22 protein-coding genes are annotated in these 19,670 nt (G+C 70.4%); 13 read left to right on the forward strand and 9 right to left on the reverse strand.

Annotated elements, in window-relative coordinates; genetic code table 11:
* Positions 1-29 precede the first annotated feature (29 nt).
* Together G407_RS0100645 and pepN are read left to right on the forward strand one after the other, a co-directional pair.
* Positions 30-1,562: an acyl-CoA carboxylase subunit beta gene (locus G407_RS0100645; protein ID WP_029029250.1), complete on the forward strand. Its 1,533-nt coding sequence runs from the start codon at positions 30-32 to the stop codon at positions 1,560-1,562.
* Between the two features lie 229 nt (positions 1,563-1,791).
* Complete coding sequence (gene pepN / locus G407_RS0100650; RefSeq protein WP_029029251.1) at positions 1,792-4,431, forward strand: aminopeptidase N; 2,640 nt, start codon at positions 1,792-1,794, stop codon at positions 4,429-4,431.
* Between the two features lie 223 nt (positions 4,432-4,654).
* On the opposite strand, the gene G407_RS0100655 is transcribed toward pepN, so the two are convergent.
* Positions 4,655-5,461, reverse strand: coding sequence for an undecaprenyl-diphosphate phosphatase (locus G407_RS0100655; protein WP_029029252.1), 807 nt, complete (start codon positions 5,459-5,461; stop codon positions 4,655-4,657).
* A gap of 183 nt (positions 5,462-5,644) precedes the next feature.
* Here G407_RS0100655 and G407_RS0100660 point away from each other — a divergent pair, with 183 nt between their 5' ends.
* Entirely contained in the window at positions 5,645-6,337 is a 693-nt protein-coding gene (locus G407_RS0100660) for a glutathione S-transferase family protein (protein WP_029029505.1), read from the forward strand.
* An 11-nt stretch (positions 6,338-6,348) separates the two neighbouring features.
* Positions 6,349-7,530: a tRNA epoxyqueuosine(34) reductase QueG gene (queG, locus tag G407_RS24935; RefSeq protein ID WP_084327201.1), complete on the forward strand. Its 1,182-nt coding sequence runs from the start codon at positions 6,349-6,351 to the stop codon at positions 7,528-7,530.
* Between the two features lie 252 nt (positions 7,531-7,782).
* Here the strand turns inward: queG and cobT are convergent, their stop codons facing one another.
* The gene (gene cobT, locus G407_RS0100670; RefSeq protein ID WP_029029253.1) at positions 7,783-8,820 is read right to left on the reverse strand and encodes a nicotinate-nucleotide--dimethylbenzimidazole phosphoribosyltransferase; all 1,038 of its coding nucleotides are present in this window, start codon (positions 8,818-8,820) and stop codon (positions 7,783-7,785) included.
* Between the two features lie 173 nt (positions 8,821-8,993).
* Between cobT and cobS the strand changes: the two genes are divergently transcribed.
* The 7 genes from cobS to G407_RS0100705 all read left to right on the forward strand — a co-directional run bounded on the left by cobS (position 8,994) and on the right by G407_RS0100705 (position 13,999).
* The gene (cobS, locus tag G407_RS0100675; protein WP_043538597.1) at positions 8,994-9,833 is read left to right on the forward strand and encodes an adenosylcobinamide-GDP ribazoletransferase; all 840 of its coding nucleotides are present in this window, start codon (positions 8,994-8,996) and stop codon (positions 9,831-9,833) included.
* Positions 9,834-9,847: 14 nt separating this feature from the next.
* Positions 9,848-10,093 (forward strand): DUF1289 domain-containing protein, encoded by a 246-nt coding sequence (locus G407_RS24940; RefSeq protein ID WP_043538598.1) that lies wholly within the window; start codon positions 9,848-9,850, stop codon positions 10,091-10,093.
* Positions 10,093-10,788: a retropepsin-like aspartic protease family protein gene (locus G407_RS0100685; protein WP_043538600.1), complete on the forward strand. Its 696-nt coding sequence runs from the start codon at positions 10,093-10,095 to the stop codon at positions 10,786-10,788. Before G407_RS24940 ends, G407_RS0100685 begins: the two co-directional genes overlap by 1 nt.
* 100 nt (positions 10,789-10,888) lie before the next feature.
* A complete protein-coding gene (locus G407_RS31975) occupies positions 10,889-11,530 on the forward strand; it encodes a hypothetical protein (protein ID WP_052340776.1) in 642 nt (213 codons plus the stop codon).
* Positions 11,531-11,577: 47 nt separating this feature from the next.
* Positions 11,578-12,165: an RES family NAD+ phosphorylase gene (locus tag G407_RS0100695; protein ID WP_169728750.1), complete on the forward strand. Its 588-nt coding sequence runs from the start codon at positions 11,578-11,580 to the stop codon at positions 12,163-12,165.
* A gap of 141 nt (positions 12,166-12,306) precedes the next feature.
* Complete coding sequence (locus G407_RS0100700; RefSeq protein WP_029029257.1) at positions 12,307-13,524, forward strand: NADP-dependent isocitrate dehydrogenase; 1,218 nt, start codon at positions 12,307-12,309, stop codon at positions 13,522-13,524.
* A gap of 265 nt (positions 13,525-13,789) precedes the next feature.
* Positions 13,790-13,999 (forward strand): cold-shock protein, encoded by a 210-nt coding sequence (locus G407_RS0100705; RefSeq protein WP_029029258.1) that lies wholly within the window; start codon positions 13,790-13,792, stop codon positions 13,997-13,999.
* Between the two features lie 100 nt (positions 14,000-14,099).
* Here G407_RS0100705 and G407_RS30880 read toward each other — a convergent pair whose 3' ends face one another.
* The 3 genes from G407_RS30880 to infA form a co-directional block, all read right to left on the reverse strand.
* Positions 14,100-14,405, reverse strand: a complete 306-nt coding sequence (locus G407_RS30880; protein ID WP_084327133.1) for a type II toxin-antitoxin system RelE/ParE family toxin — start codon at positions 14,403-14,405, stop codon at positions 14,100-14,102.
* On the reverse strand, positions 14,402-14,587 hold the full coding sequence (locus G407_RS32225; protein ID WP_052340780.1) for a hypothetical protein: 186 nt from the start codon (positions 14,585-14,587) through the stop codon (positions 14,402-14,404). The genes G407_RS30880 and G407_RS32225 overlap by 4 nt, the downstream gene beginning before the upstream one ends.
* 182 nt (positions 14,588-14,769) lie before the next feature.
* Entirely contained in the window at positions 14,770-15,051 is a 282-nt protein-coding gene (gene infA, locus G407_RS0100715) for a translation initiation factor IF-1 (RefSeq protein WP_029029259.1), read from the reverse strand.
* A 369-nt stretch (positions 15,052-15,420) separates the two neighbouring features.
* Between infA and G407_RS0100720 the strand changes: the two genes are divergently transcribed.
* Both G407_RS0100720 and G407_RS0100725 read left to right on the forward strand, forming a co-directional pair.
* Positions 15,421-15,666 carry an AbrB/MazE/SpoVT family DNA-binding domain-containing protein gene (locus G407_RS0100720; RefSeq protein ID WP_029029260.1) on the forward strand — a complete coding sequence of 82 codons (246 nt, stop codon included), beginning with the start codon at positions 15,421-15,423 and terminating at the stop codon, positions 15,664-15,666.
* A complete protein-coding gene (locus tag G407_RS0100725; RefSeq protein WP_029029261.1) occupies positions 15,663-16,049 on the forward strand; it encodes a type II toxin-antitoxin system VapC family toxin in 387 nt (128 codons plus the stop codon). The genes G407_RS0100720 and G407_RS0100725 overlap by 4 nt, the downstream gene beginning before the upstream one ends.
* 75 nt (positions 16,050-16,124) lie before the next feature.
* On the opposite strand, the gene ccoP is transcribed toward G407_RS0100725, so the two are convergent.
* From ccoP to ccoN, 4 genes are read right to left on the reverse strand one after another with little or no spacing between them, the layout of a single operon-like run.
* Positions 16,125-17,000, reverse strand: coding sequence for a cytochrome-c oxidase, cbb3-type subunit III (gene ccoP / locus G407_RS0100730; protein ID WP_029029262.1), 876 nt, complete (start codon positions 16,998-17,000; stop codon positions 16,125-16,127).
* Positions 17,001-17,004: 4 nt separating this feature from the next.
* Positions 17,005-17,157, reverse strand: coding sequence for a cbb3-type cytochrome c oxidase subunit 3 (locus G407_RS0100735; protein WP_029029263.1), 153 nt, complete (start codon positions 17,155-17,157; stop codon positions 17,005-17,007).
* 10 nt (positions 17,158-17,167) lie between these two features.
* Entirely contained in the window at positions 17,168-17,905 is a 738-nt protein-coding gene (ccoO, locus tag G407_RS0100740; RefSeq protein ID WP_029029264.1) for a cytochrome-c oxidase, cbb3-type subunit II, read from the reverse strand.
* Positions 17,906-17,920: 15 nt separating this feature from the next.
* Complete coding sequence (ccoN, locus tag G407_RS0100745; RefSeq protein WP_029029265.1) at positions 17,921-19,549, reverse strand: cytochrome-c oxidase, cbb3-type subunit I; 1,629 nt, start codon at positions 19,547-19,549, stop codon at positions 17,921-17,923.
* Positions 19,550-19,670: the final 121 nt, after the last annotated feature.

Below are 19,670 nucleotides of genomic sequence, written 5' to 3' on the forward strand. Positions count from 1 at the left end.
CGACACGGCATCCGGAAGACGAGGCGTCGATGAAGGACATCCTGGAGAGGCTCGAGGACGCGCGGGCTCAGGCGCGGCTCGGTGGAGGGGAACGACGCATCCGTGCCCAGCACGAGCGCGGCAAGCTGACCGCCCGCGAGCGCATCGCGCTGCTCCTCGACGAGGGGTCCTTCGAGGAATTCGACATGTACGTGCAGCATCGCTGCGCGGACTTCGGCATGCAGGACCAGAAGATCCCAGGCGACGGCGTGATCACCGGCTACGGCACCATCAACGGGCGCGCCGTCTTCGTCTTCTCCAAGGACTTCACCGTCTTCGGCGGCTCGCTGTCCGAGGCGCACGCGCAGAAGATGATCAAGATCCAGGATCTGGCGCTCAAGATGCGCGCCCCGATCATCGGCCTGTTCGACGCCGGCGGCGCCCGCATCCAGGAGGGCGTCGCGGCGCTCGCGGGCTATGGCGAGGTGTTCGCGCGCAACGTCAAGGCGTCGGGCGTGGTGCCGCAGATCTCCGTCATCATGGGTCCGTGCGCCGGCGGCGACGTCTACTCGCCGGCGATGACGGACTTCATCTTCATGGTGCGCGACACGAGCTACATGTTCGTCACCGGCCCCGAGGTGGTGAAGACCGTCACCAACGAGACCGTCACCTCCGAGGAGCTCGGCGGCGCCTCCGTGCACACGACGAAGTCGTCGGTCGCCGACGGCGCCTTCGACAACGACGTCGAGGCGCTGCTCCAGGTCCGCCGGCTCGTCGACTTCCTGCCCGCCAACAACACGGACGGGCCGCCCGAGTGGGACAGCTTCGACGACGCCGAGCGCATCGAGCATTCCCTCGACACGCTGGTGCCGGACAACCCGAACAAGCCCTACGACATGAAGGAGCTGATCCTGAAGGTCGTGGACGAGGGCGACTTCTTCGAGATCCAGGAAGGCTACGCCCGGAACATCGTCACCGGCTTCGGCCGCATCGAGGGCCGCACGGTCGGCATCGTGGCCAACCAGCCCATGGTGCTCGCGGGCGTGCTCGACAGTGACGCCTCGCGCAAGGCGGCGCGCTTCGTGCGCTTCTGCGACGCCTTCTCGATCCCGCTCGTCACCTTCGTCGACGTGCCGGGCTTCCTGCCGGGCACGGCGCAGGAATACGGCGGCCTGATCAAGCACGGCGCGAAGCTGCTCTTCGCCTTCACCCAGGCCACCGTGCCGATGGTCACCGTTATCACCCGCAAGGCCTACGGCGGCGCCTACGTGGTCATGGCGTCGAAGCACATCGGCGGCGACGTCAACTACGCCTGGCCCTCCGCGCAGATCGCGGTGATGGGCGCCAAGGGCGCGGTGGAGATTATCTTCCGCCAGGACATCGGCGATCCCGAGAAGCTCGCCGCGCGCACCAAGGAATACGAGGACCGCTTCATGAGCCCCTTCGCGGCGGCCGAGCGCGGCTATGTCGACGAGGTGATCATGCCGCACTCGACCCGCCGGCGGATCTCGCGGGCGCTCGCCATGCTCCGCTCGAAGGAGGTGGACGAGCCCTGGCGCAAGCACGACAACCTGCCGCTGTGAGGGGCTCCCCTCTCCCGGATGGGAGAGGGGCTGGGGGTGAGGGCGTACGGTCGACCGGCTCGCGCCTCGGCGGGACGCATGGGCGCAACTCCACGCCTCCCTGCGACGCCGCACACGGCATTTCCTCACCCCCGCCCCCTCTCCCTCTCGGGAGAGGGGAGCCGTCCGAGCATTGCGATCGCCCCCCCGCGGGGGCTACAACGGTGGCCTTCCAGACGCGAGGCCCCCGATGCGCACCGAGACCCCTCAGACCCTGAAGCTCGCCGAATATCGCCAGAGCGACTTCCTGATCCCGCGGGTCGCCCTCGACATCGCGCTCGACCCGCACGCGACGCGGGTGCGCGCCACGCTGGAGATCGAGCCGAACCCGGCGGGGCGGGTCGACGTGCCGCTCGCGCTCGACGGCGACGACCTGGTGCCCGTGGCGGTGGCGCTCGACGGGGAGCCGCTCGACCCACAGACGTTCACGGCGAATGCGGACGGGCTCGTGATCCATCAGCCGCCGCGCCGGCCCTTCACCCTCACCGTCGAGACCCGCCTCGACCCGACCGCCAACACCAAGCTGATGGGCCTCTATCGCTCGCGCGGCGTCTACTGCACCCAGTGCGAGCCCGAGGGCTTCCGGCGCATCACCTACTTCCTCGACCGGCCGGACGTGCTCTCGATCTACGAGACCCGCATCGAGGCGGACGCCGCGGAGGCGCCGACGCTGCTCGGCAACGGCAACCTGGTCGCGAGCGGCCCCGTGGGCGACGGCACGCGGCACTATGCGCTGTGGCACGACCCGCACCCGAAGCCGACCTACCTGTTCGCCCTCGTCGGCGGCAGCCTCGCCAAGATCTCGAAGCCCTTCACCACGATGACCGGGCGCGAGGTCGAGATCGCCGTTCACGTCGAGCCCGGCAAGGAGGGGCGCGCCGGCTACGCGCTCGACGCGCTCGAGCGCTCGATGCGCTGGGACGAGGAGGTCTTCGGGCGGGAGTACGATCTCGACGTGTTCAACATCGTTGCCGTGTCCGATTTCAACATGGGCGCGATGGAGAACAAGGGGCTGAACATCTTCAACGACAAGTACGTCCTCGCCTCGCCGGAGACCGCGACCGACACGGACTACGCCAACATCGAGGCGATCGTCGCGCACGAGTACTTCCACAACTGGACCGGCAACCGCATCACCTGCCGCGACTGGTTTCAGCTCTGCCTGAAGGAAGGCCTCACGGTCTACCGCGACCAGGAGTTCTCCTCGGACATGCGCTCGCGCCCGGTCCACCGCATCGCCGAGGTGCGGGCGCTGCGGCTGCGCCAGTTCGCCGAGGACGCCGGCCCCCTCGCCCACCCGGTGCGGCCGAGCGAGTATCGCGAGATCAACAACTTCTACACGGCGACCGTCTACGAGAAGGGCGCGGAGGTCATCCGCATGCTCCGCACCCTCGTCGGCGAGGAGGCCTTCGCGGCGGGCATGGACCTCTTCTTCGCGCGCTGCGACAACGCTGCGGCGACCGTGGAGGACTTCCTCGCCTGCTTCGCCGAGGCGAGCGGCCGGGACCTCGAGCATTTCGCGCTGTGGTACGCGCAGGCCGGCACGCCGCGCCTCGCGGTGACCGGTCGCTGGGACGAGGCGGCGAAGACCTACCGGCTCGACTTCGCCCAGTCGATCCCGCCGACGCCGGGCCAGCCGACGAAGCGCCCCGCGCTCGTCCCGATCCGCCTCGGCCTCGTGGCCGAGGACGGGCGCGAGATCCCGGCCACCTCCCCGCGGCTGCGCGAGGACGGCGTGTTCGTGCTCGACCGGGCGTCCGACAGCCTCGTGCTCGAGAACGTGCCCGTGCGCCCCGTCCCGAGCGTGCTGCGCGGCTTCTCGGCGCCGGTGCGGGTCTCGCGCGACCTCTCGGAGGCCGACCTCCTCACGCTCCTGCGCCACGACCCCGACCCGTTCAACCGCTGGCAGTCCGCCCAGACGGTCGCGATCCGCCTCCTCACCCGCGCGGCGGTGGACGGCACGCTCGCCGAGGAGGCGGTGCGGGCCTACGCGGACGCGCTCGCCGCCTTTCTCGACGCCGAGGGCGAGGCCGACCCGGCCTTCGCCGCGCTCGTGCTGGCGCTGCCCGGCGAGCCGGACGTCGCTCAGGACATCGGCTCGGACGTCGATCCCGACGCCATCCACACGGCGCGCGAACGCATGCGCGCGCTCGTCGGTGGCGCCCTCGCCCCGCGCCTCGCGGTGCTGCGCGAGCGCCTCGCCTCGCGCGCGCCCTACGCGCCGGACGCCGCGAGCGCCGGGCGCCGGGCGCTGCGCAACGGCGCTCTCGACCTGATCGCCGCCGCGGACCCCGCCGCCGGCATCGTGGCAGCCGCCGATCAATACGACGGGGCCGACAACATGACGGACCGCCTCGCGGCGCTCGGCGTCGCCGCGCACACGCCGCCGACGCCGCGGCGCGAGGAGATGCTCGCGGACTTCCGCAGCCGCTTCGACGGCGAGCCGCTCGTGCTCGACAAGTGGTTCGCGCTCCAGGCGACGATGCCGGAGGCCGGGACGCTGGAGCGGGTCGAGCGGCTGATGGCCGATCCGGCCTTCTCGTTGTCGAACCCCAACCGGGTCGGCGCGCTGATCGGGGCCTTCGCGCTCTCGAACCCGACGCAGTTCCATCGCCCCGACGGTGCGGGCTACGCCTTCGTGGCCGACAAGGTGACCGCGTTGGACGCGACGAACCCGCAGACCGCCGCGCGCGTGCTCACCGCCTTCAACACCTGGCGCACGATGGAGCCCGGTCGCCGCGCCAAGGCGGAGACGACGCTGCGGACGATCGCCGACCGCCCGAGCCTGTCGCGGGACGTCTCCGACATCGTCGGGCGCATGCTCGGGTGAGAGGCGAAAAGGGTCGCGGGTTGTCACCCCGGGTCGCGAAGCGGGCCCGGGGCCCAGATCCGCCGACGTTCTGCTCAGCGTGCGCTGCAGCGCGCGCGTCCACGGACGCCGACGGAGGCCTTCCCCGCCGCGGCGCTGGCGCGCCGCTCGAGAAGCACCTGTGGTTCTGGGTCCCGGACTTGCTTCGCAATCCGGGATGACAACCCCTCGCTCGACTGTCGGATCACCCGAAGGCGATCAGCGCGGCGAAGCCGACGCTTCCCACGAGGATGCGCCACCAGGCGAACAGCGCGAAGCCGTGCTTGGAGACGTAGTCGAGCAGCGTCTTGACCACGAACAGCCCCGCCACGAAGGCGGAGACGAAGCCGATCGCGATCATCGTCGCGTCGTTCGCCGAGAGGTCGCGCCAGGATTGCCCGAGCTCCCAGACGAAGGCGCCGGCCATGGTCGGCATGGCGAGGAAGAAGGAGAACTCGGCGGCCGCGCGCTTGGAGGAGCCCATCAGCATGGCGCCGACGATCGTCGCGCCCGAGCGCGAGACGCCGGGGATCATGGCGAGGCACTGGATCACGCCGATCGCCAGATACATCGGCAGCGGGAAGCGCGTCGCCTCCTCGTGGCGCGGGTTCAGCGCCATGCGGTCGACGGCGAGCAGCACGATGCCGCCGACGACGAGCGTGGTGCACACGACGCGGGGATCGAACAGGACGCCGAGGATGAAGTCGCGCGCGAGCACGCCGACGACGGCCGCCGGCAGGAAGGCGATCAGCACGCCGACGACGAAGCGCCGCGCCTGCGGATCGCTCGGCAGCGCCTTGGCGATCGACCACAGGCGGCCGAAATAGGCCGAGAGGATCGCCAGGATCGCGCCGAACTGGATCAGGATCGCGAAGGTCTTGTCGGCGTGGCTGTCGAGGCCGAACAGGCTCTGGAGCAGGATCAGGTGCCCGGTCGAGGAGACCGGGATGAACTCGGTCGCACCCTCGAGCAGGCCGAGGAACAGGGCCTTCACGGCCTCGAGGAGTGTCATGGGCTCGCGCTCGTCCTTCGTCCGGCCGCCGCGGCGGGGATTCGGGCCCGCGGCGTCGAGCGCGGTCTAGACCGCCGGGGGCGCGAGCGCCAGCCCGGCGACGCGCCGCACCGCGAAAGATCGTTACCGTGCCTTAACCGTCACCGGCCTTAATGTCGCCCGTCTCCAGCGCTCTCAGGGCTCATGGCCAAACTCCACCACTACCCGCTCTGCCCGCATTCGCGCTTCGTCCGTCTCGCCCTCGCCGAGCTCGGGCGGGACGTCGAGCTCGTCGAGGAGCGCCCCTGGGAGCGCCGCGACGCCTTCCTCGCGCTCGATCCCGCCGGCCAGACGCCGGTCCTCGTCGCAGACGACGGCCTCGTCGTGCCCGGCGCGAGCGTCATCGCGGAATGGCTCGACGAGACGCTCGGGGCGGACGCGCCCGAGCGGCGGCTGATGCCCGCCGACCCGGCGGCGCGCGTCGAGGTGCGCCGGCTGACGGGTTGGTTCCTCGGCAAGTTCTGGGACGAGGTGTCGGGCTACCTCGTGAACGAGAAGATCTACAAGCGCTTCGTGCCGCGGGCGAACGGCGGCGGGCCGCCCGACATGGCCTCGATCCGCGCCGCGCGGGCGAACGTGCGCTACCACCTGCGCTACATCGGATTCCTCGTCCAGCGCCGGAACTTCCTCGCCGGCGACGCGCTGACCCATGCCGATCTCGCCGCCGCCGCCCATATCTCCTGCGTCGACTATCTCGGCGACGCGCCCTGGGGCGAGGACGAGGCGGCGAGGACGTGGTATGCACGGGTGAAGAGCCGCCCGAGCTTCCGCGCGCTCCTCGCCGACAAGATCCCCGGCATGGCGCCCGCCGACAGCTACGCGGACCTGGATTTCTGAGGCCTGGACTTCTGAGACCCGAACGCCTCAAGCAGCACCTGACGGAGCGCGCCCGCGCGCTCGGCTTCGACGCGCTCGCGGTGACGCGGCCGGAGGCGGTGCCCGACCTCGGCCCGCGCCTCGCCGCCTGGCTGGAGGCGGGGCACCAGGGCACGATGGGCTGGATGGAGACGACCGCGGAGCGGCGCGCCGACCCGCGCACGCTGTGGCCGGAGGTGCGCTCCATCGTCATGCTCGGCATGAACTACGGGCCCGACGAGGATCCGCTCGAGGCGATTCGACGGCGCACGAAGGCCGCGATCTCGGTCTACGCACAGGGACGCGACTATCACGACGTGATCAAGGGACGGCTCAAGGAGCTCGCCGGCGTGCTCGCGTCGCAGGCCGGCGACGACGTCAAGGTCTTCGTCGACACGGCGCCCGTAATGGAGAAGCCGCTCGCGCAGGCCGCGGGAATCGGCTGGCAGGGCAAGCACACGGTGCTGGTCTCGCGCGCGCTCGGCAACTGGCTCTTCCTCGGCGCGATCTTCACCACCGCCGAGCTTCCGGTCGATGCGCCCGAGGGCGACCATTGCGGCTCCTGCCGCCGCTGCCTCGACGCCTGCCCGACGAACGCCTTCCCCGCGCCCTACGTGCTCGATTCGCGCCGCTGCATCTCGTACCTGACGATCGAGCACGCGGGGCCGATCCCGGAGGACCTGCGCACGGGCATCGGCAACCGGGTCTACGGCTGCGACGACTGCCTCGCGGTCTGCCCCTGGAACAAGTTCGCGCACGCTGCGCGCGAGCAGAAGCTCGCCGCCCGCCGCGACCTCGCGTCGCTGCCGCTCGCCGACCTCGCCCGCCTCGACGACGCCGCCTTCCGCGCGCTGTTCGCCGGTACGCCGATCAAGCGCACGGGCCGCGACCGCTTCGTGCGCAACGTGCTCGTCGCCATCGGCAACAGCGGCGAGCCGGCGCTGGTGGAGGTCGCCCGCGAGCGGCTCGACGACGCCTCCCCGCTGGTGCGCGGGATGGCGGTGTGGGCGCTGGCCCGCCTCCTTCCGCCGGAGGCGTTCGAGACGCTGCGCACCGCCCGCGTCGACGCCGAGAGCGACGCGCACGTGCGCGCCGAATGGCGCTCCCGCCCCATCGGGGCGGGGACGATCCGCGAAGCGGATCAGGGGCGGGGTCCCGCGGCGCGACGCGTGTAGGTTCGGCTGTCGCCGAAGCGCCTTTCGGCGCACCCCCTCCGTCTCGTCGCCTCCGGCGCCGATCCACCTCCCCCGATGGGAGAGGAGCGAGGAGCCGCCACCGGCTCCCGTCCCGTTGGGGCGGGGACGATCCGCGCGAGCGGATCAGGGGCGGGGTTCCGCGGCGCGACGTGTGCCGGTTTCGGCTCCGCCGCCGATTCACCTCTCCCGACTTCTCCTGTCACGCCGATTCCAGGCGGGAGAGGAGCGCCCTCACGCCCCCTTCTTGGAGACCTTCGCCTGCTCGAAAGTCGCCATGTCCGTGTGGCAGGCGCAGGCCGCCTTGATCACGCCCATCGCGAGAGCCGCACCGGAGCCTTCGCCCAGGCGCATGTTGAGCGCGAGCAGCGGCGTCTTGCCGATGCGCTCCAGCGCCTCGCGATGGGCGCCCTCGGCGGAGAGGTGGCCGGCGACGCAGTGCTCGAGCGTGCGCGGGTCGAGCGCGTGCAGCACCGCCGCCGCGGCGGTGGAGACGTAGCCGTCGATCACGACCGGCACCCGTTCGGCGCGCGCGGCGAGAATGGCGCCCGCCATGGCGCAGATCTCGCGGCCGCCGAGCCGACGCAGCACCTCGAGAGGATCGCCCAGCGCGTCCCCGTGCAGCGCGAGCGCATCCTCGATCGCCGAGATCTTGCGCGCGAGCCCGCCGTCGTCCACGCCGGAGCCCCGGCCGACCCAGTGCGAGGGCTCGCCGCCCCAGAGCGCACAGTAGATCGCCGCGGCCGCCGTCGTGTTGCCGATGCCCATCTCGCCGACGCCGAGCAGGTCGGTGCCGCCGGCGATCGCCTCCATGCCGAAGGCCATGGTGGCCACCGCGTCCTTCTCGCCCATCGCCGGCTCGCGGGTGAAATCCTTGGTGGGGATGTCGATCGCGAGGTCGAAGACCTTGAAGCCGATGCCGTAGGCGGCGCAGATCTGGTTGATCGCCGCCCCGCCGGCGGCGAAGTTCTCCAGCATCTGGCGGTTCACCGCGTCCGGGAAGGCGGAGACCCCGCGGGCGGTGACGCCGTGGGCACCGGCGAAGACCGCGACGAGCGGGCGCGCCACGGTCGGCTTCGGCTTGCCCTGCCAGGCCGCGAGCCACTCGGCGAGCCATTCGAGCCGCCCGAGCGAGCCCGCGGGCTTCGTCAGCTCCGCGTCGCGGGCACGCACGGCGGCGACCGCCGCCTCGTCCGGGCCCGGCATGGCGGCGACGAGCGTGCGGATGTCGTCGAAGGGCGTGCCTTCCTGCGGGGCGGACGTGTCGGTCATGGTGGCCTCCAAAGCCCGAAGGACCGGGCACGAAAGACGGGGCGCGACCGGCCGTGGCGCAAAAGGTCGGCGGAGCCGCACGCGCCGGGTGAAACGAGTCGCGCTGCGACGTATAGAGGAGCGGGCCGCATCGGTGAAGGCGGCGCACGGGCACGGGCGGAGCGCGCGAGGGCATGCACGGCACGGCGGACGATCGGTCGACGGGGCACGAGGGGCCGATCGCGGGTGCGCTCGCCGACGTCGCGCGGGCGCTGCGCTTCTATTCGCGCCTGCCCGTTCCCGCCCTGCCCTGGGAGGCGGATCCCCACGCTCTGCCCGACTTCGCCCGCATGGCGCGGATGCTGCCGGTCGCCGGCCTGATCCTCGGCCTCCTCGGCGCGCTCGTGCTCGTCGGCGCGAGCCTCGCGGGCCTGCCGCCTCTGGTCGGCGCGGGGCTCGCGATCGGCGCGCTCGCCGCGATGACCGGTGCGCTGCACGAGGACGGGCTCGCCGACGTCGCCGACGCCTTCGCCGGCGCGACGACCCGCGCGCGGCGGCTCGAGATCATGAAGGACAGCCGCGTCGGTGCCTTCGGCGCGACGGCCCTCGCGCTCGCGCTGATCCTGCGCGTCGCCGCGCTGGCGGCGCTCGTGGAGGGCGCGGGCGCGCTCGCCGCCGCCGCGGCGTTCTGCGCGCTCTCGGCATTGTCGCGGACCGCGACGCTCGTGCCGCTCGCGCTGGCCGATCCCGCCCGCGCGGACGGCGCCTCCGCCTCGGTCGGGCGCCTGCCGCGACGGACGCTCGCGCAGGCCGGCGCGATCGCGACCGCGCTCGCCCTCGCCCTCGCGCTCGCCGCCGGCCTCCCGCTCGCCGGCATGCTCGGCGCCTGCCTCGCCACCGCGCTCGCCGGGTGGGCGATCACCCGCTGGTCGGTGGCGAAGATCGGCGGCCAGACCGGGGACGTCGCCGGCGCCGCCCAGCAGGTGGCGGAGATCGCCGCGGCGCTCACCCTCTTGATCGCGCTCGCCCGTTGACGAGATATGGACGCATGAGCACCGACGCGAGCCCCGTCTCCTCCCCCTGCATCAAGGTCTGCCTCATCGACGAGGAGACCGGCCTGTGCGAAGGCTGCGGGCGCACCCGCGCCGAGATCGCGACCTGGGGGCGCATGCCCGAGGCGGAGCGGCGCGCCGTCATGGCCGGGCTCGAGCGGCGCATGCGCGTCGCCTTCCTCGGCGAGGACGCGGCGGCCGCGCCGGCGGAGAACGCGCCGGCCGAGGGCGAGGCCGGCTGATGCCCGGCGCGATCGGCCTCGCGCTCCTCGCCTTCGGGCTCGCCGCGCTGGTGTGGACCCACGGCGAGCGCGCGATCCTGGGGCTGCCGCCGGAGGAGTTCGCGCGGCTGACCGCGCTCACCGCCCTCGTCCTCTTCATCTCCGGCTCGCTGTTCTCGCGCTATCGTGGGCGCTTCGCCGCCTTCCCGGGGCACCTCGTCTCTTGGGTGGTGATCTTCGTCGGCCTGATCGTGCTCTACACCCACCGCGTCGAGCTCGAGTCGGTGGCGCTGCGGGTGATGGCGGAGCTGCGCCCGGGTGCGGCGGTGCGTGTCGCGCCGGGCGAGGTGAGCGTGCGGCGCGGCTTCGACGGCGCCTTCGTCGTGCGCGGCAGCGCCAACGACACGCCGCTCGACTTCATCTTCGACACCGGCGCGAACGTCGTCGTCCTCACCGCGGACGCCGCCGGCCGGCTCGGCTACGGCGCGGACGACCTCGCCTACCGCGTGCCGGTGCTCACCGCCAACGGCCGCACCATGGCCGCGCCGATCGTGCTCGAAACGCTCGCCGTCGGCGACATCGTCGAGACCGGCGTGCGCGCGCTCGTCGCCCGCCCCGACGCCCTGCCGGGCAACCTGCTCGGGATGAGCTTCCTGGACCGGCTGGAGTCCTACGAGGTGCGCCGCGACGAGCTGGTGCTGCGGGGGCGGGGCTGAAGGGCGCCATCGGCTCCCCTGCGTTGCCTTGATTTTCATGATCGGCGCATGACATCATGAATCTCAGAGCCCCGCGGCGCGGTGCCGAAGGAGGATCGTCGTGACCCAGGTCCGCGAGCATGCCTACGCGATCGAGACGTTGGAGCTGGCGACGGAGGACGCCCGGGTGCTGCCCGCGGGACATACGCTGATCGTCCATGCCGACAGCCGACGAGACCTGGCGCTGGCGCGCCGCGCGATCCAGGCGCTCGATCTGCGTGCCGCGCCGGGGCGGGCGATGCGCCGGTCGGAGAGGATCGACCGGCTCGTCGACGCGCTCATAGAAGATGAACCGCTGTCGTCCTCGGAGGCCGACATCGAGGCGGACAACGCCGCGCTGAGGGCACGCTATCTCGTGACGGTCCCGACCCTGACGGCTGCGGAGCTGCACCGCGCGGCGGGGAGCGCGGCGGCGAACCGAAGCGCGCTCGCGGCGGGATGGAAGAAGGAAGGCCGTGTCTTCGCGATCACCCACAAGGGTATCGACCGCTTCCCGGCCTTCCAGTTCGCGGACGGGCGCCCCCGCCCCGTGGTTCGTCGGGTGCTCGCGGCCTTGCCCGACGATATGACGCCCTGGCAGGTCGCGTTCTGGTTCGCATCCGGAAACGGCTGGCTTGCCGATGCCGCACCGCAGGACCGGCTCGACGATTCCGATGCGGTCGTGGCCGCCGCGGAGCGGATGCGGGAGGGCACGGCCGGGTGAGAGAGGTTCCGTCGCCTCCGGCCGACCTCCTCGCACCCAATACGGCCGTGTTGCCCTCCGGGAGCCTGGTCCACCGCATCCATCTCTCCCGCTTCGGCGGCGCCGCCTTCAATCCGTGCCTGGGCCGCCCCACCCGGTTCGCGCCGATCACCGACGCACAGGGACGCTGCGTGCCGTCGCTCTATGCGGCGACGACGCGCGAGGCGGCGATCTTCGAGACCGTGTTCCACGATGTTCCCGTAAATGCCGCGTTCAAGACGGTCCCGCTTGCGGACGTCATGGCGCGCAGCCACAGCCTCCTCGCCACCAGGCGGCCGCTGCTGCTCGCGCAGCTGCGCGCCCCGGATCTCGCCAAGTGGGGCATGACGCACCGCGAGCTCGTATCGGCACCCGCGAGCGCGTACGAGAGCACTGCGCTCTGGGCGCAGGCGCTCCATCACCGCTTTCCGGATCTCGACGGGCTGGCTTGGACCTCGAACCGCTGCGACCCGGACAGCGCGATGCTTCTCTACGGAGATCGGGTCGAGGCGGGCGCGCTGGAGCGCCTCTCGACGACCAGCGTGGCCGGCGACGAGAGCCTGCTCGCCGCGGTGCGCGAGGCCGGGGCTCGCGCGGGGACCGTCCTCACGCTTTGATCGCAGCGGCCCCCTGCCCTGCCATGCACACGCCGCCCTCCGGCGAAAGCCGGGCTTCCAACGTCGGCGCAAGCGGGCTAAGACGCGGCCCGGAAGGGGGACGCGCGGCGTCCCGAACGCGAGAGCCGAAGAGGTCGAACGATGGCGAAGATCAAGGTCGCGAACCCGGTGGTGGAGCTCGACGGCGACGAGATGACCCGGATCATCTGGGCCTTCATCAAGGAGAAGCTGATCCATCCCTATCTCGACATCGACCTCGAGTACTACGACCTCGGCGTCGAGCACCGCGACGCCACCGACGACCAGGTGACGATCGACGCGGCGAACGCCATCAAGAAGCACGGCGTCGGCGTGAAGTGCGCCACCATCACGCCGGACGAGCAGCGGGTCGAGGAGTTCGGCCTCAAGCAGATGTGGCGCTCGCCCAACGGCACGATCCGCAACATCCTCGGCGGCGTGATCTTCCGCGAGCCGATCATCTGCAAGAACGTGCCGCGCCTCGTGCCCGGCTGGACCCAGCCGATCATCGTCGGCCGCCACGCCTTCGGCGACCAGTACCGCGCCACCGACTTCAAGGTGCCCGGCAAGGGCCGCATGACCATCAAGTTCGAGGGCGAGGACGGCACGGTCATCGAGAAGGAGGTGTTCCAGTTCCCGGGCGCCGGCGTCGCCATGGCGATGTACAACCTCGACGAGTCGATCCGCGACTTCGCCCGCGCCTCGATGAACTACGGCCTGAACCGCAAGTACCCGGTCTACCTGTCGACCAAGAACACCATCCTGAAGGCCTATGACGGGCGCTTCAAGGACCTGTTCCAGGAGGTCTACGAGGCCGAGTTCGCCGACAAGTTCAAGGCGGCGGGCATCACCTACGAGCACCGCCTGATCGACGACATGGTCGCCTCGGCGCTGAAGTGGTCGGGCGGCTACGTCTGGGCCTGCAAGAACTACGACGGCGACGTGCAGTCCGACACCGTGGCCCAGGGCTTCGGCTCGCTCGGCCTGATGACCTCGGTGCTGATGACGCCGGACGGCCAGACCGTGGAGGCCGAGGCCGCCCACGGCACGGTGACGCGCCACTACCGCGAGCACCAGAAGGGCAAGGAGACCTCGACCAACTCCATCGCGTCGATCTTCGCCTGGACCCGCGGCCTCAAGCACCGCGCCAAGCTCGACGGCAACGCGGAGCTCGACCGCTTCGCCGACACGCTCGAGACGGTGTGCATCGACACGGTGGAGGCCGGCCACATGACGAAGGACCTCGCGCTCCTCGTCGGTCCCGACCAGCGCTGGCTGACGACCACGGGCTTCCTCGACAAGGTCGACGAGAACCTGCAGAAGGCGATGGCTGCCGGCTGAGCCCGGGGTGCCGGCCCGGCCCGCGCGGCCGGGCCGGCACGTCCATCGTTCGCCGCCTTCTTTTCGCGGCCGGCGACCTTGGAAATGACACGATCCCGGTGTATCTGAAGATCATCGAGTTTTAGGCCGGACGACTTGGCCGGGATGCGCACCCCTCGACACGAGTTGGGGTGCGTGGCTGACGACCTTCTCCGAGACATCGATATTCGTGGGCGCGCGCTCGCGTGCGCCCGAGCCTCCATGCATGCCTCGAGAGGATACAATCATGCAGACCGGTACCGTGAAGTGGTTCAACGCGACCAAGGGCTACGGCTTCATCCAGCCCGACGAGGGCGGTGGCGACGTGTTCGTGCACATCTCCGCCGTGGAGCGCGCGGGCCTGCGCGGCCTCGACGAGGGCCAGAAGGTGTCCTACGAGGTCGTCGCCGACCGCCGCACCGGCAAGTCCTCGGCGGACAAGCTCGCCGTGGCGTGAGCCGCCGCCGGTCGCTCTCGGGCGATCGGATCGTGAGACGCGAAGGGCGCCGGCCGCGAGGCCAGGCGCCCTTTTTCGTGCCCGAGGTGAGCCATCGCGATCAGTCGAGTGGTTCGTCGCCCTCGGCCTGCGGGTCTGGCCGCCGACGTGCCGTATGGACGAGTGCCCGGATCCAGACGACGTGCCCATCCGTCCGGTAGACGGGGCGATAGCTCGGATGAGGAAACAGCTCGCGCGTCCCCGGTACGCGTCCGGCATGCCCCAGCGAAGGCCGATCTGCCAACCGTGAGGCTGCACGAGAGAACGTCTGGTCGAGCCGATTGGCCGCTCTCGGGTTGTCTCGCGAGACGTCGTTCGGAATATCGAGCGGATCCTGGACCGCTTCGGGTGTCCAGCGGACGGTCACGCGAGATCGACGCCGAGCCGGCGCCGTCGCTCTGTGAACTCGGCCTCGACATCCTCGCTGGTGCGCAAGTCCCCCGATCTCATCGAGGCGCGGGCGATATCGACCTTGCGTCGCGGGAATGCCGCGTATTCCGGCGTCGGGGCCTCACGCTCCTCACGCTTCTCCTCGACATAGCCGCGCACGAGCGCGCGCTGGATCTCGTCCGGGGTACGTCGTCGATCGCGGTGCGCCGAGGAAGGCGTCCCGCAGCTCCGGATCGAGCTCGACCGTCAGGCCGGTCACGTCGGCCATCTCGACGTCCTCGCGCATCCCGGCCATGATACCCCGCCCCGGGCGCCTGGGCCAGCGCCCCGGGGCGACGGCGTCACCGCCGGCGCGGGCCGCCAGGACGCGAGCCGCCCGGACGAGGTCCCACCGGGCCGCGGTCGTCCTTGTGGCGGAACACGAGGCGCCCCTTGTCGAGGTCGTAGGGCGACATCTCGACGGTGACGCGATCGCCGGCGATCGTCTTGATGCGGAACTTGCGCATCTTGCCGGCGGTGTAGGCGATCACCTCGTGGCCGTTCTCGAGCTCGACCCGGAACTTCGCGTCGGGGAGAACCTCGGTCACGACGCCCTCGAAGGTAATCAGCTCCTCTTTCGCCATTCGGTCATCCTTTGATCAACGAAAACCACCGCCACGCCCCTCGGGCGGCGGTGTCGAATTGCGCTCTGGCTTTAAACCCACGGCCGCGCAACGTCAAACGCCCGCGGGCCTGCGCACCCGGGCGGACGAACGGCCGCGCGCCGGTGGGGGCGCGCCTGTCTCGGCCTCCTAGATGGGGTGCGAAACGGCGCAGCGCAAGGCGGCGGTGGCGCCCTCGCCAGCTCCAGCAGGCCGTGTACCAACCGGGGCCACGTGTTGGCGCGATATTCGATCGCGCCACGAAGTCGAGTGCGCGCCAGTGTCGCTGGACTCGCCCTGTCGCCACCGCGTACCATATTCGAGCGAGAAGCCAGATCTCGGGGCGACACCATGACGACGCGTGCCACGGTCACTGCATCCGGACGCCTCAGCTTGCCAGCGGACCTGCGGCGGCGCCATGGCCTGGCTGAGGGTGGAGAGATCATCATCCAGGAGACGGACGACGCGATCGTGCTGAGGACCGTGGACCAGGTGCTGGCCGAAGCGCGTGCCATCGCCCGCTCCATCGCCGAGCGCGGCGGCGGCAGCGTCGACGACTTCCTCTCCGAACGGCGAGAGGACGCTGCCCGAGAATGAGCCGGGTCGTCCTCGACACCTCGGCCGTGCTCGCTTTGCTCCTGGACGAGCCGGGAGCCGCGGCGGTTCGCGCATCGCTCGATGGCTCGGTCATGGCTGCTCCGAATCTCGCGGAGCTCGTTGGCTACTTCGCTGCCCGGGGCGGCGGCTCTCGGGAGATCGATCGCCTCGTCGATCTCCTTCCCGTCGAGATCGCTCCCGTGGATCGCGCATTGAGCCTCGCCGCTGGCCACCTTCGTGCGACTGGAGACGTCGGGCTTTCCCTCGGCGATCGCTACTGCCTCGCCCTCGCCTCGCGGCTGGCGCTCCCGACCCTGACCGCCGATCGGGCGTGGGAGACGGTCGGGCCGCGTGTCGGTGTCGAGGTCAGGCTCATCCGCTAGCGCGGGAGAGGCCATACGAAAACGGCGGGTCCCCGGGGACCCGCCGTCGCCGTCATCAGACCGTCCGGCCGCGGCTCACTCGCCGCCGCCCAGCGTGTGGACGTAGACCGCCAGCGCCTTCACGGTCGCGTCGTCCAGGCGCTCGCCGAAGTGCGGCATCATCCCGCCGCGACCGTTGACGAGGCCCTCGAGGATCACCTCGCGCTCGGAGCCGTAGAGCCAGATGCCGTCCGTGAGGTTCGGGGCGCCCATGTCGCGGAGGCCCTCGCCGGTCTCGCCATGGCAGGCGGCGCAGTTCGTCGCATAGAGCTCGGCGCCCTGGGTCGGATCGAAGCCCGCCGGCGTCTCGAGGCCCGAGAGCGAGCGCACGTAGTCCGCCAGCACGATCGCGTCCTCGCGGCCGAACCAGCCGTCGCGCACGAAGGCCGGCATGTCGCCGAAGCGCGTGTCCATCGGCGTCGAGCGGATGCCGTAGGTGATCGTCTGGTGGATCGCGTCGAGCGAGCCGCCCCACAGCCAGTCGTCGTCGACGAGGTTGGGGAAGCCCGTCGCGCCGCCGCCGCCGGCCCCGTGGCAGGCCGAGCAATTGTCGCCGAAGGCGGCGCGCCCGTAGGCCTGGGCGAAGGCGAGGAGCTGCGGGTTCTCCTCGATCGAGACGAGCTCGACGTCGCGCAGCGCCGCGATGTCGCCGCCGCGGGAAGCGTCGAGCCGCTCCAGGTCGCTGACCACCGCCGAGCGCGAGTTCCAGCCGAGGATGCCGCCGGTCGCCGTGCTGACCAGCGGGATCGCCGGGTAGAGCAGCACGTAGATCGCCGAGAAGGCGATGGTGATGTAGAAGAGATACAACCACCAGCGCGGGAGCGGATTGTTCAGCTCCGTGATGCCGTCCCATTCGTGCCCGGTTGTCGAGACCCCGGTCACCTTGTCGATGTCCTGCTTCTTCTGGGCCATGGCCTCAATCCTCTTCGATCGGCGTCCGCGCGGCCTTGTCGAAGGTCGAGCGGTTGGACGGCATGAGCGCGTAGGCGATGACGAGCAGGAACCCGAAGATGAAGATCAGGAGCCCGCCGGTCTGCGCGAAGGAGGCGAGAAGCGAGTAGGTCTCCATGGCGGCCTCCTCAGCGCACGTTCGCCTGGCCGTCGTAGGTCGAGAAATCGACCAGCGTGCCCAGCGTCTGCAGGTAGGCGACGAGCGCGTCGCCCTCGGTGATGACCCCGTCCGAGCGGCCCGAGAAGGAGCGCGCCTGCGCCTTCGGGTAGCGCTCGAGCAGGCTCGCCTGGTCGGGATCGTCCAGCGTCGCCTGGACGATGACGTCCGTGCGGGCGTTCTCGATCATCTCCGGCGTATAGGGCACGCCCATCGCCGCCTGGACGGCGAGATCCGTGCCGATCGTGTCGAAGTCGAGCGGCGTCTCGAACAGGAACGGATAGCCCGGCATGATCGAGGCCGGCACGAGCGAGCGCGGGTCGACGAGGTGCGCCACGTGCCAGGCGTCCGAGTACTTGCCGCCGACGCGCGCGAGGTCGGGCCCCGTGCGCTTCGAGCCCCACTGGAAGGGCTTGTCGTACATCGACTCGGCCGCGAGCGAGTAGTGGCCGTAGCGCTCCACCTCGTCGCGCAGCGGTCGCACCATCTGGCTGTGGCAGTTGTAGCAGCCCTCGCGGACGTAGATATTGCGCCCGGCGAGTTCGAGGGGGCTGTAGGGTCGCATGCCCTCCACCTCCTCGATCGTGTTCTTGAGGTAGAAGAGCGGTGCGATCTCGACGATGCCGCCGATGGCGACCACGCCGATGATGCCGGCCACGAGGACGACCGAGTTCTTCTCGAAGATTGCGTGCTTGTTCCAGAGAGACATGTCTCGCCCCTCCCCTTACTCGGCCGCGACGAGCGGCGACTTCGGCTCGGCCTCGGCGACCGGCTTCACCGCACGAACGGTCATGACCAGGTTGTAGACCATGATGAGTGCACCCGCGAGGAACAGGATCCCGCCGAGGCCGCGGATCACGTAGTAGGGATGCATCGCCTCGGTGGTCTCGATGAACGAGTACTCGAGGAAGCCCAGCGCGGTGTACGCCCGCCACATCAGGCCCTGCATGATGCCGGCGACCCACATGGAGGAGATGTACAGCACGATTCCCAGCGTCGAGATCCAGAAGTGCCAGTTGACCAGCTTGAGCGAGTACAGCCGCTCGCGGTTCCACAGCCAGGGCACGAGGCAGTAGACGGCGCCGAAGGAGATGTACGCGACCCAGCCGAGCGCGCCCGAGTGCACGTGGCCGACGGTCCAGTCGGTGTAGTGCGAGAGCGAGTTCACGACCTTGATCGACATCATCGGGCCTTCGAAGGTCGACATGCCGTAGAAGGCGATGGACACGACCATGAGACGCAGGACCGGATCGGTGCGCAGCTTGTCCCAGGCGCCCGAGAGCGTCATCAGGCCGTTGATCATGCCACCCCAGGAGGGCATCCACAGCATGATCGAGAACACCATGCCGAGCGTCTGCGTCCAGTCCGGCAGCGCCGTGTAGTGGAGGTGGTGCGGGCCGGCCCAGATGTAGAGGAAGATCAGCGCCCAGAAGTGGATGATCGAGAGGCGGTAGGAATAGACCGGCCGCTCGGCCCGCTTCGGCACGAAGTAGTACATGATCGCGAGGAAGCCGGCGGTGAGGAAGAAGCCGACCGCGTTGTGGCCGTACCACCACTGCACCATCGCGTCCTGCACGCCCGACCAGACCATGTAGGACTTGGCCGAGAACAGCGACACCGGGATCACGGCATTGTTGCCCAGATGCAGGATCGCGATCGTGACGATGAAGGCCAGATAGAACCAGTTCGCCACGTAGATGTGCGGCTCCTTGCGCTTGCGCAGCGTGAGCATGAACATCAGCAGATAGGCGACCCACACGACCGTGAGGAACAGGTCGGCGTACCACTCCGGCTCGGCATATTCCTTCGACTGGGTGATGCCGAGCAGGTAGCCCGTGCCGGCGATCAGGATGAAAAAGTTGTAGCCCAGCACCACGAACCACGGCGTGATGTCGCCCGCGAGCCGTGCGCGGCTCGTGCGCTGCACCACGTAGAGCGACGTCGCCAGCAGCACGTTGCCGCCGAAGGCGAAGATCACCGCGGAGGTGTGCAGCGGGCGCATGCGGCCGAAGTTGAGGAAGGCGAGGTCGAAGTTCAGCGCCGGGAAGGCGAGCTGGAACGCGATCAGCACGCCCACCGTGAAGCCGGCGATGCCCCAGACCATGGCCGCCACGGTCGCGAACTTGACGGGACCCATGTTGTAGTTGGGCTTGCCGTCGATCTCCTGCGGCGGCAGCGTCGCGGAACGCTCGTTGTAGCGGTTCATGATCGCGAACACCGCCGCGACGGAACCCGCCGCGAACAGGTAGGCGTGGAAGGCGTAGGCCGCTTCCCAGGCTTTGGCGGCGACGACGATGGAGAGGAGCGCGAGCGCCGCGAACGCGAGCGCGCTCCCCCCTTCGCCGAGCGTCATCCTCTTGCCTGGAGCGACCGGCGATGCGCCGATGGAGGCCATGGAAATCCCCTCGAGATGCTGCCGTGACTGACACGCGCCCGGACGAGGTGGTCCGGGCCTTGGCGGCACCATTCCTGGA

This window comes from Salinarimonas rosea DSM 21201, from assembly GCF_000429045.1.
Classification (GTDB): Bacteria; Pseudomonadota; Alphaproteobacteria; order Rhizobiales; family Beijerinckiaceae; genus Salinarimonas; species Salinarimonas rosea.